Genomic DNA, 15,343 nt, shown 5'->3' with positions numbered 1-15,343 from the left:
TGATCATCAGACCCCTGAATACGCCATGAATCCGCCGTCTACCGGAATCGTAATTCCGGTTACGAAGCCCGACATCTGCTCATCGGCCAACCAGATCATCGTTCCCAGAAGATCTTCGGGAGATCCGAATCTCCGCATCGGGGTATGGGCCAAAATTTTATTCGATCTTTCCGTTAAAGACCCGTCTTCGTTGGTTAACAGCTTCCGGTTTTGTTCGGTCAGGAAAAAACCCGGAGCAATGGCATTGACGCGAATGCCCACATTCGCCATATGCACCGCCAACCATTGAGTCAGGTTGTCAATCGCGGCTTTGGCCGCACTGTAGGCAGGAACCTTGGTCATCGGGGACGGCGCGCTCATAGAGGACATATTAATGACCACCGCGCCTTTGCGGTTTATCATTTTCCTGGTGAAGATTTGTGTCGGAATGAGCGTACCCATTAAATTCAAATCAAAAACATATTCGAACCCTTCTTTGCTCAAATCAAAAAAAGTCGTGATTTCATGATTATCAATATCTTCCAATTTTAAGATTTCATTCGTCGTCGTTCCTTTGGGATGATTACCTCCCGCTCCGTTGATCAGGATGTCGCAAATGCCCAGCTCTTTCGAAATGATTTCCTCGGCCTTCTTTACGCTCTCCACATCCAATACGTTGCAGGGGACAGCTATGGCCGTACCGCCTGAATTTCTGATTTCCTGAGCCACCTTTCGGCCCTTTTCTTCATTCAGATTCAAAATGGCCACTTTGACGCCTTGTCGTCCAAGCTCTTTGGCCATGGCCCCGCACAGGACTCCGCTTCCACCGGTAACGACCGCGACTTTCCCTTGCAAATTGCTGTTCAACTGCAGCATTACGCTCTCTCCTTTTGCAGTCTTTCTAGTGTATCCCAGATTCCCCACAGGTACATGATGCCGAGAGCCCTGTCATATAGCCCGTAGCCGGGACGGCACTCTTCATTCCAGATATGTCTGCCGTGGTCGGGTCTGGCATACCCGGTAAACCCGTTCTCATGATAAGCTTTGACGATATCATATATGTCTACCGAACCGTCCCGGGTTCGATGGGAAGTCTCAATAAAATCGCCGTTATCGTACACCCTTACATTGCGGATATGGGCGAATGGAATCCGGTCCGCGAACTCCCGAACCATCTCCGCTATATTATTGTTTGGATTCGCGCCCAAAGAACCGCTGCAAAGCGTGACGCCATGGTATGGATTATCGACAAGCTTTAACAGCCTTCTGATGTTCTCCCGATTGGTAATAATTCTCGGCAGTCCAAATACGGACCACGGCGGGTCGTCGGGGTGAATCGCCATACGGATGTAGTTCGCCTCGGCTACGGGAATAATCTGCTCCAGGAAATAGTGCAGGTTATTCCATAAATCTTCCTCCGTTACATGCTTATAGGCTTCGAATAATTGGGAAAGATAAGCTAATCTCTCCGGCTCCCAGCCCGGTATCGTAAACTTTGGATTGTCCGCAATTTGATGCACCAATTCCATCGGGTCTATCTGTTCCAGCTTCGCCTTTTCATAGAAGAGGGCGGTGGAGCCATCCTCCAGCTCCTTGTACAAGTCGGTTCGTATCCAATCAAAAACCGGCATGAAATTGTAGCAAATCACCTTTACACCGACCGACGCCAGATTCTCTATCGTTTTTTTATAGTTTTCAATATACTGATCCCGGGTCGGAAGACCCAGCTTAATATCCTCATGAACATTCACGCTTTCCACGACATCGATGTTGAACCCATAGTGTTCGGCATGGTTTTTAACTTCAATGATTTTGTCCATGGGCCACTCTTCCCCGACGGGAACGTCATGAAGCGCCCATACGATACCCTCTACGCCGGGGATTTGTTTAATTTGGTCAAGAGAAACATGATCGTTTCCCTCGCCAAACCATCTGAATACCATTCTCACGCTTGCTCCTGCCTTTCAGTCATTGATTATCGGGATTCCACACAGTAAACATGCACATCGGCTTTCCAACGGCCTCCAATCGGGCAGCAGCCCGCATCTTATTCGGGAGGATAGCAAAGAATCACTTTCATCGGCTCCTTACCGGTATTGATCCAGTTCACTTGCTCAAGAACGGCAGGAAAAAAGATCTCGTCCGCTTGGCTGACGTCCTGGGCTTGCCCCCGGCAAACGATGGTTCCCGTGCCGGAAATCACAATAGCGATAGAAAATGTGCCGTTCCCTTCGACCTGCAGCTCGTCTTGTATCTCCAGCAAATGCATGCGGAACCGGTCTGTAGAGCTTTGATCAATGAGTGCGTACTCGCTTCCGCCGGCCAGCTGTCTGACTAAAACCGGTTCTTTCTTCCATCGGCTCAATGTTTCCTGTTCGTCATAGGCTTCATAATGGAAGCATTCCAGCATCCGCTCAAAGCCTAACCCTTGATGGCAGGCCTGATCCGGCAGCGAATGGCCTCTGGGCGTCGTTCTTTCCACCCGCAAGGTGTAATCCGTAGGCTCTTGAATTTCGATTAAAAAGCATCCGCTCCCGATGGCATGCGGAACCCCGCCTTCCACAAGAAAGACATCGCCCGGCTGCACAGGAATTTTATGCAGCGCGCCGATCATGCCCGGAATATCCTGATCTTCAAAAAGCTTCTTCCATTTGGCCTGCGTCATTCCCGGTTTGAACCCGAGCAGCACATACGGATCTTCCCCGCCGATGGTGCGGCCTCCGAGAATATACCAGGCCTCCGTTTTGCCGAATACGGATTGGAAGGCGGATTGCGCGAATTCACGGTCCGGATGAACCTGAATCGTCAGCCTCTCCCCGGCGTCCAGAACTTTCACCAGCACCGCCGTTTCGGAACCATATTTCGCCGTATGCCGACGGCCTAAGATATCTTCCGGATTGGAACGGATGAGATCCTTTAAAGTGATGGACTTTCCATTCTCCAGTACAATCTCGCTTAATCCTTCCACCACTTCTTCTCTTCCTGCATTCGAAGCGATCACCGTCGAGGCTACCCATTCCTCGGGAAAAGAGCTGTCCGATGGATGGGAGCCGCCCTGCCACCGCTCCAGGCATTCCCCTCCGGCATATGTTCGCCAAACCCGGTTTCTCGATAATTTAAACGGCTTTAATTCGATCTGATTGGCAGCCACGCTTTTCACCACCTGCAAAGTCTAAAGGATTCTACTTCAGTCCGGTCATACTCACGCTTTCGATAATATATCTGCGCAAGAAGATAAACACTATGAGAATCGGCAAAACGGAAATCACTGCACCGGCTGAGATAATATTGAGCTCTATTCCGAATGAAGATTGCAGCATGGCCAGCCCAAGCTCCATCGTATAGTAGGTTTTCTTCCCCATGACAAGAAGCGGCCAAACGAAAGCATTCCATGCCTCGATATAGGCAAAAATGGCCAGTGCGCTCATCGGAGATTTGCAAAGCGGAACAATAATTCTAACAAAAATTCCCCACTCCGACGCACCTTCCACTCTTGCGGATTCAATGATTTCATCGGGAATTTGTTGAATGATGTTTTGCCTCATGAAGAAGATCCCGAAGCTCATAATCAAATAAGGGATAAACAAGCTTTGGAAGGTATTGATTAAATCCAATTCCTTCATTTGCAAATAGAGCGGGATCATATAAATCTCAAAAGGGACGATCGCCGTTGCCAGAACGAGCGCAAACAAGAAGTTCTTGCCTTTGAACCGGAACTTGGCGAATATATATCCCGATAACGTCGAAGTAAAAACGATCGACGCCGCTGAGATCAAGGCCATGCCCAAGCTGTTTCTCAAGTACAGTGGAATTTCCACTTTACTAAACACCTCTGCAAAATTGTGCAGGTTCCATTGCTGCGGCCACATACTGGGCGGCCATTGGTTCAGTTCCGGAGCTGTTTTGAATGCCGTCAGAATCATCCAGATAAAAGGGATCAGCATGACGATCGAGCCCAGCATCAGAACGCTTCCCGCCAGTATGTTTTGTAAACGTACAGTACGAATCATCAGCTCAGCCCCTTCTTCGAGGACGTTCTTTCTTTAGCCAATCCCAATTGAATCAACGTTAAAGCGAGTACGATCAAGAATAAAATAACGGCTTCGGCAGAAGCATATCCCATTTTAAAGAAGCGGAATCCGTTCTCGATCATATCGTACACAAGCACCCTTACCACATAACCCGGAGCGCCTTGCACGTCGGATGCCAGAATATAGATTTGACTAAATACATTGTAGCTGTGGATTAAGGTGATGACCGAGACAAACACCGTGATGGGCTTGAGAATCGGCACCGTAATGTGCCAAAACGCCTTAATCCCCGACGCTCCGTCAATGGCAGCCGCTTCGTAGTATTCTTTGGAAATCCCTTTAAGCCCTACCATGAAAATGACCATATTGTACCCGAGCGTTTTCCATACGGTCAGCATAATGACCGAAACAATAGCCAGCTTGGGATCCAGAAGCCACGCTTTGGAGGAAATGCCGAAGAATGAAATAAAGTAGTTCATTAATCCATTGTTCGCATCCAGAATCCATTTCCAAATCACCGTCACCGGAACCATGGGTGCAATAAAGGGCAGGAAGTAGATGGCCTCATACCATGACTTGAACCGAACCTGGTTTAATATAAGCACGGCTAACATTAAAGCGAACGGTACGCTGAATAGAAAGACATTAAAAGCGATAATCGTCGTGTTTTTCAACGAGATCAGAAAGTTTTCATTCTGGAACAAGGTGATGTAGTTTTGCAAGCCGATAAACGGCTTCTTAGGAGAAACCATGTCCCATTGAAACAGACTCATATAGAACGTTTTGACAATAGGAATGAGACGGATATAAGTAAATAAGGCAAGGATCGGCAGCAATCCCAGGAAACAAAACCAAGTCGCTGATCTTGTCAGTTTATTGGAACGCTTCACACGTTTAGCCGGCGAACCTTCCGGTTTAATCGTTGTTGATGACAAGAGAACGATTCCCCTTCCATTAGGATATTGACAGATCCGGCCATACAATGACCGAATCTGCCAATTTGTCATTGATTATGGAGCCAGATGTCCGTATTGTTTCAAGATGTCATTCGTTTCCTTGGCAGCCTCGGCCAACAACGCTCTGATTTTGTCCGGATTGTCCACTAAGCTGGCATCGGTAAATATTTTATTGGCAAGCCTGTCTGCAAACTTGGTCATAATTTCATCAAACTCCGGCAGTGGCGGATACGTTTCCAATTCACGTTTTTCAAAGAAGCTCTTATATTGAGGGACTTCCTTGAACAGGCTCTCCAAATCCAAATCCTCCCTTGCGGGCTGCCAGCCGGTCATGCGCATCAGCTCCACTTGATTTTCAGGCTTCATCATAAAGCGAATGAAGTCCCAAGCGGCCGCCGCAACATTGCCTTCCGCCGACTTGCTGACATGGAAGTTAAAAGGAACAACCAAAGTCGCCTTCGGCATGGGGGCCGTATCATACTGCAGATTTGGAGCTTTCTTCTGAATATCGCCGACCACCCAGGACTCCCGTGAGAAGAAGGCCGCCGCTTCCATTTCAAAAGCTTCTGCATCGTGCTTCAATGTCGGATCATCGGTTTTATATTTGTGAACCATGTCCACATACATTTGAACCGTCTTCAAACCCGCATCGTTGTCATAATTCGCTTTATATTGCCCGTCGCTTATTTTCTTCACGACGCTGCCGCCGTTTTGCATGAGCAAAACCCAGAATTTCTCGGCAACGCCGCTGCCGCCGCCGCTCAAGCGGAGAGATTGTCCGGCTCGGATCAGCTTTCCGGACGCGTCTCGTTTTGCTGTTTTTTGCGCATACTCCAAATATTGATCCATCGTGGTCGGAGGACCGCTAAGACCCGCTTCTTCAAACATTTTTTTGTTATAGAATAAAACGGCTTTCGATATATGAAGCGGAATGCCGTATACATTGCCGTTATAATTTGCGGTCTCCGAAATGATCTTAGGGAAGCTGCTCTCCGTGTTGACCAATTTGGCCAGATCTTCCGGGGCCTTATGCAGCATATCGCCTTCAATATATCGCAAAGCCACGACAGGATTGATCGTTACAATTTCCGCCGCGCTTTGGGAAGGCAGGGCCGCTGCAATTTTCTTTTCAAAGTCACGCAGAGGAAACGATGAAATCGTCACGTTTACATTGGGCTTCTCTTTTTATATTCTTCAGCCATTTTCTTATACCAGGGATCGATTTCCGGATGGCCTCCCCAAAGATTCAATTCAACCGGTTCCGTAGAAGCGCTGCCGGGTGAAGCTGGCGCCTCTTCGTTACTTGAACATCCTGCAAGCAGCGTTGTTGCTGTAAGAACAGCAAGCGGAATGGAAATGAGTGCTTTCTTCATGTTTTTGACCTCCTAATGATCATATGAATTAAAGCGTTTGCAAAAAGAACCTTCATCCGTTGCCCCTTATCACCACCTATGTTAATTCAGAATATGTATCCGCTTTCAAATCCGATCCGCTCCTTGTTTGCAAGGAAGCGCTTTATCTATTTGAAAAATGCGGGATATTTCATTTTCAACGCATCCCGATCGTGAGTAACCAGATTCAGATGCTGCCGTATGATGGTTTCAGCCCGATCGGACTGCCGTTCTTTGATCACTTGTACGATCTCTTGATGCTGCATCAGAATGTCGGTCCAATTGTAATCCGTAGCCAATCTCAGCATACGAATCCGGTCCAGGTCCATCTTCATGGATTGAATCGTCTGCCATGAGCGCTTTTTATTGCAGCCTTCAAAGATCGTTTGATGGAATTGCTCGTCCAGTTCAAACAATTTGGTATAGTCGTGCTCCTGAGTGCAAAGCTCCTGCATTCTCAGATTTTTTTCAAGCTCAAAGAGATATTCCTTTGGAAAATGGTCACAAGCCAAAAGAATGACGGCTTTTTCTACCTGCTCGCGCATAAATCTGGCTTCTTCCACCCGTTCCAGATCAATCAAAGAAACAACGGTACCTTTTTGCGGATATATTTCCAGCAGGCCCTCTTGAGCCAAGCGAAGAAAGGCTTCCCTTATCGGGGTTCGGCTCACTGTGAATTTTTCAGAAATCTCATTCTCCGAAATGTTGGTTCCGGGTTCCAACTGCATGTTTAAAATGTTTTCTCTTAGTAATTGATACACATGATCCCGGGTAGATCTGGCCATCATCTTTCTTCCCCATTCCAATCTGGATCAACTCCTCCCACACTAGTATACAACCACACTACCATTCTTGTATATAAGTTTTTTTAAAAAAATCAACAAAAAAACGATCGTAAGCAAGGTTGTTTTTCAACCGTTCCCGCGATCGTCCTATCTATTTCGTTATCGCACTTATTTTTGGTCATTTTGATCATGCAGCAATTCATATCTATTGACGGGACGGCCTATCGTGCCGTAATGTACCTCAAGACGCACGATCCCGCGTTTCTCAAGAAATTCCAGGTATCGTCTTGCCGTCACGCGGGAGATGCCTACTCCTGCAGCCGTTTCCTCCGCGGACAGGCGGCCGCCCTGATGCTCCATGACGCTGAGCACCTGTTTAAGCGTCGCCGCATTAAGCCCTTTAGGCAGATCGTCAGACGAAATTTGCCAATAATCCACCGGCGTTTTCTTCATTTCCGCTTCACCTGCGGATTCGCCGCTAATCAGAATGTTATCCAACTGATCCTGGGTTACCGATGCTCCGGGCTTAAGCGTCATGTGCCGTTCACGGTACCGCTCCAACGTCTTGTGAACCCGCTCGATCTTGAACGGTTTAATGATATAATCAAACGCGCCGTTGCGCATCATCGAACGCACGGTCTCGGCATCTTTGGCAGCCGTCACGACGATCACGTCGACAGGCATCGTTGCAGAGCGGATGCGCTGCAGGGTGGCAATTCCGTCAAGCGAGGGCATGAAGATGTCAAGAAAGACCAGATCCGGCTTCAACTGCTCGATCAGCTTCAGTCCCTCTAAACCGTTGGTTGCCATGCCTACAACATGAAAACCTTCCACCTGCTCCACAAACTGGCGGTTCACTTCCTGGACCATAGGATCATCCTCAATCAACAGCACCCGAAAATACGGCTTCTCTGTGTTATTCATCACGTGTACCTGTCCCGCCTTTCATCGGAAATATGATTTCCATCGTTGTGCCCAAACCGACCGACGATTCACATGTTAACTTGCCGTTGCCTTTGGTTACAATATCGTTCAGCAAATACAGGCCCATCCCCCGATTCTCCCCCTCCTTGGTGGAAAAACCGCGTTCCAGCATGCGGTCAATCGTCTCTTGCGACATGCCGCACCCGTTGTCTTCGACCGCGATGGACAGCAGTTCCTCATTCTGCTCAATGCTGACATATACTTCTTTATGCTCGGCTTCCACATCGGCAAGGGCATCGAAGGCATTTTCGATCAGGTTGCCGAGCAGCAGTACGAAGTCATGGCGGTCAAGAAGCTCCGGAAAGCGTTTCAGCCTGCTGTTCGGGTTAATGCGGAGCTCAATGCCAAGCTCCTTGCCGCGGCTGATCTTGCCCAGAAGCAGTCCGGCCACGCCGTCATCGTCAAAATGCTGCTGCAGAAACCGCGTGATCTCCTCCTGCTGATCTGCGATTTCGAACAGATAATTGAGCGCCTCCTGCTGTTTTCCAAGCTGAATCAATCCCGCCGCGGTGTGTATCTTGTTCATATGCTCATGATGTTGCGCCCGTAGAGCATGGACAAATTCACGTACGCCGGTCAATTCCTCGGCCATCCTCGTCACTTCCGTCCGATCCTGGAAGATCCCGATGGCTCCGACCGTATCCCCCGCCTCGCGGATCGGAATCAGGTTGCTCCACAGGATCGTCCCTCCGAATTTCAGTTCCTTGCCCAGCGCCGGCTGTCCCGAATCGAGCACTTCCATCAGCCGGGTTTCCGGAATGACATCGCCGATGGGCCGTCCCGTCGCATCATGTTTTATGCCGAAAATTTGTTTGGCGCGTTCATTGAATATCGTAATGGCTCCGCTCCGGTCGATAGCAATAATCCCCTCCTGCATCGCCTGGAACGCCGCCGTACGTTCCCTGAACATTCTGGCGATTTCCTGGGGCTCCAGATTAAACATCTGCCGCTTGATATGGCGGGCCAGCAGTACGGAGCCGAAAATGCCGAACAGAAGCGATATCAGGGAAGTAACGGCGAGCGGACGTTTTTCCTCGCGGATCAGCTCATCTATGCCCGGGAGCAGGCCGCCCGCCACGACCACCCCGACCTGCTCATGCGCGGCGTTCATGACCGGTACAAAAGCCCGAAGGCCGACGCCCGCTTCGTTTCGCACCTTTGAGACATACGTGTGCTCGGCGAATGCCGTCTCGTTCTCTTCTGCGGCGAACGTTCCGCCGATGCGCTCCGATAACGGATGGGACAATCGTCTCCGGTTCATGTCAAGCACGCTGATATAGGAGACACGATTTAAAATCCGGATCTTGTCCGCAACCGGAGCAATATGAGCCGCGGCATCGGGATCATCTATGGTTTCGATGACATTCGGCAGATTGGCAACGGTTTGCGCCGTTATCGTAATCCGGTTTCTCAGTTCATCCTCCTTGAGCCGGGTAAGGCTGCCGATCAGTACAATGCCGCCAATCAGGAGGGAGAAAAGGACCAATCCGAACGAAAGAAGCATGATTTTCCAATAGATGCGCAGCCGGTTCACCGTTTCCCCTTCCTTTCGTGCGGTTTATTTTTCTACCTTATTGTGAAATAATAGGGCTGAAATAGCAATAACCCGGAGGTGAGTTCATATCAAAACGGTTGCGGGAATCGGCATCTTTCTTGTGCTTGGCTTGCTTGCCGCATATGTCATCGGTTTTCAACCTGATATCAAGGGCGAACTGCCTTACGATGAGGAGTTTACCGGCCTCAAAGACCGGATTATCATCAAATTCAGCCACGTCGTCGCCGAGAATACGCCCAAAGGACTCGCCGCGGCTCATTTTGCCCAGCTCGTCAAAGAGAAGTCGCAGGACCGGGTCGAAGTCCAGGTGTTCCCGAACGGCATGCTGTACACGGAAGACACCGAAATCGCCGCTCTGCAGCATGACGACGTTCAAATGATCGCTCCCTCATTTTCTAATATGAACAAAATCGATCCCATGTGGCTTGTCATGGATCTCCCGTTCCTTTTTCAGAATCAGGAGGAAGTCGACCGATCCCTTCAAGGAGCTTTGGGTCAGCGCCTGCTCGCGACGCTGGAGGCTAAAGGTTTGAAAGGAGCCGCCTTCTGGCATAACGGCTTCCGGCAGGTCACCAATAACGTCCGTCCGCTGCGGACGCCTGAAGACTTTCAAGGCCTGAAATTCCGGATTCAGCCAAGCACGGTGTTGGAGCGGCAGTTTAAAGCGCTGAACGCATCGACGATCAGCACGCCTTTTAATGAACTTTACCGGACGCTGGAGACTGGCAAAGCGGATGGGCAGGAGAATACCATCTCCAATATTCTAAGCAAACGGCTGTACCAGGTTCAGCGCTTTATGACGATAAGCAACCACGGTTATCTTGGCTATGTCGTCACATTCAACAAGCGGTTTTGGGAAAATCTCCCTCCCGACGTACAGCAGCTTCTCCAGGAAGCGTTAAAGGAAACGTCGGATTGGAATAACCGTGAATCGTTATTGCACCAGAATCAGCTGCAATCCCTTCTTCAAAATCAGTCTCTGCAAATCATCACGCTTTCCGATGAGGAAAAGGCCCTCTGGAAAAAACGCTTTGAGCCGTTATACGAGGAATTCACCGTCATCATCGGGAAAGACTTGATGAATGAGATCCGTTGACCAAAAGATACTAAACAAACAATATGACCGTATTATTGTTTTGATCCGCTTTCTTTAATACACTTGGGACACGAAAAAACGTTTTCAAAAAAGTGAAAGTGAGGCTGTCCCATGAAATTCCGGATCAATTTGAGAAACTTAACCGTTCAAGTCGTTATTGCCATCATACTAGGCATCCTCCTTGGACATTTCTTTCCCGCAACGGGCGAAAAATTGAAAGTCCTTGGAGATGTCTTTATCAAGTTAATCAAAATGGTTATTGCGCCTATCGTGTTCTTTACCGTTGTGCACGGGATCGCAAACATGGGCGATATGAAAAAAGTTGGCCGCATCGGAGGGAAAGCGCTTTTATATTTCGAAATCGTTACCACGATCGCGCTGGCGATCGGTCTTGTGGTTGTCAACTTGGTTAAACCGGGTGCAGGGATCGACGCTTCCAAAGCAACCGGAGACATTTCCAAGTACACGGAGAAAGCGGCGGAACAATCCAATCACGGCTTTGTCGACTTTCTTGTAGGCATCGTACCCGATAATGTCGTCGCCGCCATGGCCGGCGGAGATCTGCTGCCGATTCTGTTCTTTGCGATCCTGTTCGGTTTGTCTTTGACCGCTATGGGCGACAAGGCCAAGCCGGTCATTGATCTGTTCGATAAACTTTCGCACGCCTTTTTCGGTGTCGTAAACATGGTCATGAAAGTGTCTCCGATTGCCGCCTTCGGCGCCATGTCGTATACGATCGGCAAATTCGGGATTGAGTCCCTTACTTCTCTAGGAAAGCTGATGGGTTCGGTTTATATTACGATGGCTTTGTTTATCATTGTCGTTCTCGGAATGATCACCAAAGCATACGGCTTCAGCATATTTAAATTTATCGCTTACATTAAAGAGGAAATCATGCTGGTGTTGGGCACTTCTTCCTCCGAGTCGGCACTGCCGCGCATGATGGATAAGCTCGAAAAATACGGCTGTTCCAAGTCGGTCGTCGGTTTGGTCGTCCCTACCGGCTACTCGTTCAATCTGGACGGCACGGCCATCTACCTGTCGATGGCCGCCATGTTTGTCGCCCAGGCATCCGGGGTGGAAATGACCATCTGGCAGCAGCTTACGCTGCTTGGCATACTGATGGTAACCTCAAAAGGCGCGGCGGGCGTCACCGGTTCGGGATTCATCACGCTTGCCGCCACTTTGGCCGCCTTTCCCTCCATCCCTCTGGCGGGTATGGCTCTGCTCCTCGGCGTCGACCGGTTCATGTCGGAAGCGCGCGCCATTACGAATCTGATCGGCAACGGCGTAGCCACCGTCATCGTCGCCAAATCGGAAAACGAATTTCATCCTGGCGGGCAGCTTGAATCCGCAGCTGGACAAACGGCGGAAGAAACTCAACCGATCAGAAACAGTGTTCCCAAATCGGTCTAACCTTATAAAGAACATTCATCCTTAATTGAAAAAGGGCCGTTCCAAAAGTCATGAAAATGACGGAGGGACGGCCCTGTTCTTCATGGCGCTCTTAACAAGATGGGTACATAAAATCGGGGCCGACTCAACCGCAGTCGTTTTGACTGCAGTTGGTCGGCCCATTTTTGGTGCAGCCGGCCTTCCGGATCGTTCTCAGGCGCCGGCCGGATGTACCGGTTCGCAGCACCATGGACATGCCGTCAGGCGAAATTATTTCATCGCTGTGCTTTCGGCATAGCGGATTCTCGCCGGTCTTTTTATAGCAAATTCGATCGCCTCGCTCGTATGACCGAATACGTGCTCACGACCTACACGTTGGAGCAGCCCTGTCCTTTCCAGAATGGATAAGGGCTGCTGCCCTATTTCCGATAACAGCACCACACCGCCCGATTTCATCACATGCCCGATCAGCCGGTCCAGATGGGCCGCCCCTGTCGTATCGATATACGGAACCTTCCCCATCTGAAGCAGCAGTATCTTTGACTTATGATGCAGATTGCCGAGAATGCTCTCTTCCAAAGGAAGAGCTGTCCCGAAAAAAAGAGGCCCTTCAATCGTATAAATGTTCATATGGTGCAATTCCCGGCTGTCGGCGTCCATAAGCGCTTTCACCTTCACTTGCTTGGCCGAATGGTTCGACGGCATTTGGTAAACGGTATTCAGGTCACTCATTCGCTTGACAAACCATAATACGGATAAAATTAAACCTATCCCTACTGCAATGGTCAGCGTTGTAAATATGGTTAATAAAAATGTGACCAAGAGAATGATGGAATCATTGGTTTTCGTCTTTAGGATACGTACGAATTCTTTGCGCTCGCTCATATTCCAGGCGACCATCATTAAAATCGGAGCCATGCTTGCAAGCGGAATAAGGGATGCGTACGGTGCCAATAGAAGCAGCACCAATAGTACAATAAAGCCGTGAATAATACCGGACATGGGGGAAACGGCGCCATTTTTAATATTGGTTGCCGTCCGTGCAATAGCCCCGGTAGCCGGTATGCCTCCGAATAACGGAGTCACCATATTGGCAATGCCTTGACCGATTAATTCCCGGTTGCTGTTGTGGCGGGTTCCTGTCATTTCATCGGCAACCAGCGCGGACAAAAGCGATTCAACTCCGCCTAACATGGCAATAATACAAGCCGGGATCAGCATCATTTCGATCTTCTCCCAGGTCAGAGACGGCCATTGGAAGTGCGGCAGGGTGTTTGGAATAGGCCCGAAGGTCGAAGCGATCGTAGCCACTTCCCCGTTAAACAACAAAGTAGCAACCACACTGGAAACGATAAGCCCTATTAATGCCCCCGGAATTTTAGGCGTAAACCGGGAACACAATAAAAGAATCACCAAACAAATACACGCCGTCAGAATGCTGTAGCCGTTAAACGTCGGTAGGTGGATGGCGATTTCTTTCATATTGGAAAAGAAATCTTCATGTTTGGCGATATCGCGCAAGCCCAAAAAATTGGCGATCTGGCCGCTGAATATGATAATGGCGATGCCGGCGGTAAAGCCAATCGTGACAGGCTTCGGAATAAACCGGATCAGAGTCCCTAATCTAAATATTCCCATCAGGACGAGAAGTATCCCGGCCAAAAATCCGGCAATCAGCAGGTTTTCATATCCATACTGCAATACGATGGCAAGCAGGACCGGAATAAATGCGCCGGTCGGTCCGCCGATTTGAAATTTAGAGCCCCCCAGTAAGGAAATTAAAATTCCGGCTACGATGGTTGTGTAAATCCCATATTCCGGCTTGACGCCGGATGCAATGGCAAAAGCCATTCCAAGCGGAATGGCAATAACCCCCACAATCAGTCCGGAAACCAGATCTTTGCGAAAAGCAATCATGGTATAACCTTTAAATCTGCCAGTGGGTTTCATTCGGACTAACCTTCTTTTCTTTAAATATTTGATTATTTGAATATATAAAGGATGATACGTCCCTGTTCCACCTTTGTCAAATGCCAAGAATGATCATCTCTTTAAAGTACAATCATCAAATCGATTTAAAGCGAAACCACGCTTCGTTTCCTGCCCTTTTCCTTGTTCGGAACTAATCTTTACGGATATCTTCCAGCAGCGTAATCGCATCGACCAGGTGATTATCGAAAATTTGTTTGGCCACAGCCAACAGATCCTTAATTAATGGATCGCGTAAAGAATAAATGACGGAAGTCCCCTCTTTTCGGCCATAAACCACATTCTTATTCCGCAGCACGGCCAGCTGCTGCGAAACGGCCGAACCTTCAGAGCCTAATATATTTTGCAGTTCGTTGACATTCTTATCTCCTTCGCTTAATACTTCAAGAATCCGGATTCTCATCGGATGAGCCAACGCTTTGAAAAATTCCGATTTAAATTGTTGAATATTTTGCATAAGACTTCCCCTTTGTCCATTCCAGTATACAAGTATCATAACACAGTTCCAAGGGAAGATGCATTGAAAGGGATTCCTGCTTAACGCGGTCTCCCTTCTCCATTCGTATGTTCTTGCAGCCGTCCGGAAAAGTCTATATCTTTAAATAAGTAAAAAACGCCCGTCATAAACCATCGGGCGTTTCCAATAAATGAGGTGTTTGGGATGCTGCTGCATAAGGGTGAGACACTGTTTCGCCAAGGGGAAACCGGCCCCCTCTATCACGTAAAAAGCGGACTGCTCAAAATCGTACGCTTACACGAAAACGGAAATCCGGTTTTAATCAATATCATCGTACCCGGGGAAATCATTCCTCATCATTCCTTGATCAGTCCAATGCCTTATCACGCAACGGCTATTGCACTTACGACAAGCGAAATCGAAACGCTTCCCCCGCAGCAGTGGTACGGCAGCTTGAAACAGGAGCCCGAGAAATGCCTTGAGATCGCCCGGCTCCTGCAGGACAAGCTTCGCATGATGCAGCAAAGAATAGACCAATTGAGCCAAATCGCTCCTGCGGACAAACTGCGAAAGCTGCAGCAATGGTTTGCAACCTATATCGGACCCAAACCTTTGACGGATGTGCTCACACAAGACGAAATCGGCCAACTGATCGGGCTCCGTCGCGAGACGGTCAACAGGCTGCTGCGGGCCCAATCGAATAAAGCCGACGTTTAAATTCAGAT

At 48.9% G+C, this 15,343-nt stretch carries 15 protein-coding genes; 3 read left to right on the top strand and 12 right to left on the bottom strand.

The window, feature by feature from the left end; genetic code table 11:
- Window positions 1-6 precede the first annotated feature (6 nt).
- The 10 genes from EXW96_RS21090 to EXW96_RS21045 form a co-directional block, all read right to left on the bottom strand.
- A complete protein-coding gene (locus tag EXW96_RS21090) occupies window positions 7-855 on the bottom strand; it encodes an SDR family oxidoreductase (RefSeq protein ID WP_062409793.1) in 849 nt (282 codons plus the stop codon).
- Window positions 855-1,928 (bottom strand): mannonate dehydratase, encoded by a 1,074-nt coding sequence (gene uxuA, locus EXW96_RS21085; protein WP_174351339.1) that lies wholly within the window; start codon window positions 1,926-1,928, stop codon window positions 855-857. Before uxuA ends, EXW96_RS21090 begins: the two co-directional genes overlap by 1 nt.
- Window positions 1,929-2,026: 98 nt before the next feature.
- On the bottom strand, window positions 2,027-3,130 hold the full coding sequence (locus tag EXW96_RS21080) for a type I phosphomannose isomerase catalytic subunit (RefSeq protein WP_174351338.1): 1,104 nt from the start codon (window positions 3,128-3,130) through the stop codon (window positions 2,027-2,029).
- Window positions 3,131-3,161: 31 nt separating this feature from the next.
- Window positions 3,162-3,989 (bottom strand): carbohydrate ABC transporter permease, encoded by an 828-nt coding sequence (locus EXW96_RS21075; RefSeq protein WP_054817493.1) that lies wholly within the window; start codon window positions 3,987-3,989, stop codon window positions 3,162-3,164.
- A complete protein-coding gene (locus EXW96_RS21070) occupies window positions 3,989-4,945 on the bottom strand; it encodes a carbohydrate ABC transporter permease (protein ID WP_217437448.1) in 957 nt (318 codons plus the stop codon). The genes EXW96_RS21075 and EXW96_RS21070 overlap by 1 nt, the downstream gene beginning before the upstream one ends.
- A 75-nt stretch (window positions 4,946-5,020) precedes the next feature.
- On the bottom strand, window positions 5,021-6,130 hold the full coding sequence (locus tag EXW96_RS21065; protein WP_174351336.1) for an extracellular solute-binding protein: 1,110 nt from the start codon (window positions 6,128-6,130) through the stop codon (window positions 5,021-5,023).
- Between the two features lie 2 nt (window positions 6,131-6,132).
- A complete protein-coding gene (locus EXW96_RS21060; RefSeq protein ID WP_174351335.1) occupies window positions 6,133-6,339 on the bottom strand; it encodes a hypothetical protein in 207 nt (68 codons plus the stop codon).
- A 146-nt stretch (window positions 6,340-6,485) separates the two neighbouring features.
- Window positions 6,486-7,145 (bottom strand): GntR family transcriptional regulator, encoded by a 660-nt coding sequence (locus EXW96_RS21055; RefSeq protein WP_174351379.1) that lies wholly within the window; start codon window positions 7,143-7,145, stop codon window positions 6,486-6,488.
- Window positions 7,146-7,310: 165 nt separating this feature from the next.
- Window positions 7,311-8,066, bottom strand: a complete 756-nt coding sequence (locus EXW96_RS21050) for a response regulator (protein ID WP_062409797.1) — start codon at window positions 8,064-8,066, stop codon at window positions 7,311-7,313.
- Window positions 8,059-9,660 carry an ATP-binding protein gene (locus EXW96_RS21045; RefSeq protein ID WP_174351334.1) on the bottom strand — a complete coding sequence of 534 codons (1,602 nt, stop codon included), beginning with the start codon at window positions 9,658-9,660 and terminating at the stop codon, window positions 8,059-8,061. Before EXW96_RS21045 ends, EXW96_RS21050 begins: the two co-directional genes overlap by 8 nt.
- A gap of 88 nt (window positions 9,661-9,748) precedes the next feature.
- Here EXW96_RS21045 and EXW96_RS21040 point away from each other — a divergent pair, with 88 nt between their 5' ends.
- Together EXW96_RS21040 and EXW96_RS21035 are read left to right on the top strand one after the other, a co-directional pair.
- On the top strand, window positions 9,749-10,777 hold the full coding sequence (locus EXW96_RS21040; protein WP_174351378.1) for a DctP family TRAP transporter solute-binding subunit: 1,029 nt from the start codon (window positions 9,749-9,751) through the stop codon (window positions 10,775-10,777).
- A gap of 111 nt (window positions 10,778-10,888) precedes the next feature.
- Window positions 10,889-12,193: a dicarboxylate/amino acid:cation symporter gene (locus EXW96_RS21035; protein WP_174351333.1), complete on the top strand. Its 1,305-nt coding sequence runs from the start codon at window positions 10,889-10,891 to the stop codon at window positions 12,191-12,193.
- A 249-nt stretch (window positions 12,194-12,442) separates the two neighbouring features.
- On the opposite strand, the gene EXW96_RS21030 is transcribed toward EXW96_RS21035, so the two are convergent.
- Both EXW96_RS21030 and EXW96_RS21025 read right to left on the bottom strand, forming a co-directional pair.
- Window positions 12,443-14,122, bottom strand: a complete 1,680-nt coding sequence (locus EXW96_RS21030; RefSeq protein WP_174351332.1) for a SulP family inorganic anion transporter — start codon at window positions 14,120-14,122, stop codon at window positions 12,443-12,445.
- A 172-nt stretch (window positions 14,123-14,294) separates the two neighbouring features.
- Entirely contained in the window at window positions 14,295-14,618 is a 324-nt protein-coding gene (locus EXW96_RS21025; protein ID WP_235594164.1) for an ArsR/SmtB family transcription factor, read from the bottom strand.
- Window positions 14,619-14,822: 204 nt separating this feature from the next.
- On the opposite strand from EXW96_RS21025, the gene EXW96_RS21020 reads away from it, so the two are divergent.
- A complete protein-coding gene (locus EXW96_RS21020; RefSeq protein WP_054817483.1) occupies window positions 14,823-15,335 on the top strand; it encodes a Crp/Fnr family transcriptional regulator in 513 nt (170 codons plus the stop codon).
- The last annotated feature ends 8 nt before the right edge of the window (window positions 15,336-15,343 follow it).

Origin of the sequence: Paenibacillus sp. JMULE4 (genome assembly GCF_013337105.1) — a bacterium.
Taxonomy (GTDB): Bacteria; Bacillota; Bacilli; order Paenibacillales; family NBRC-103111; genus Paenibacillus_G; species Paenibacillus_G naphthalenovorans.
The sequence above is the reverse complement of the archived record's forward strand: the minus strand, read 5'-3'. Positions and strand labels throughout refer to the sequence as shown.

Bases quoted from the DNA above. Each gene is read 5' to 3' on its own strand.
- EXW96_RS21090 (WP_062409793.1), bottom strand. From the start codon at position 855: ATGCTGCAGTTGAACAGCAATTTGCAAGGGAAAGTCGCGGTCGTTACC.
- EXW96_RS21075 (WP_054817493.1), bottom strand. From the start codon at position 3,989: ATGATTCGTACTGTACGTTTACAAAACATACTGGCGGGAAGCGTTCTG.
- EXW96_RS21060 (WP_174351335.1), bottom strand. From the start codon at position 6,339: ATGAAGAAAGCACTCATTTCCATTCCGCTTGCTGTTCTTACAGCAACA.
- EXW96_RS21055 (WP_174351379.1), bottom strand. From the start codon at position 7,145: ATGATGGCCAGATCTACCCGGGATCATGTGTATCAATTACTAAGAGAA.
- EXW96_RS21050 (WP_062409797.1), bottom strand. From the start codon at position 8,066: ATGAATAACACAGAGAAGCCGTATTTTCGGGTGCTGTTGATTGAGGAT.
- EXW96_RS21035 (WP_174351333.1), top strand. From the start codon at position 10,889: ATGAAATTCCGGATCAATTTGAGAAACTTAACCGTTCAAGTCGTTATT.
- EXW96_RS21030 (WP_174351332.1), bottom strand. From the start codon at position 14,122: ATGAAACCCACTGGCAGATTTAAAGGTTATACCATGATTGCTTTTCGC.
- EXW96_RS21025 (WP_235594164.1), bottom strand. From the start codon at position 14,618: ATGCAAAATATTCAACAATTTAAATCGGAATTTTTCAAAGCGTTGGCT.
- EXW96_RS21020 (WP_054817483.1), top strand. From the start codon at position 14,823: ATGCTGCTGCATAAGGGTGAGACACTGTTTCGCCAAGGGGAAACCGGC.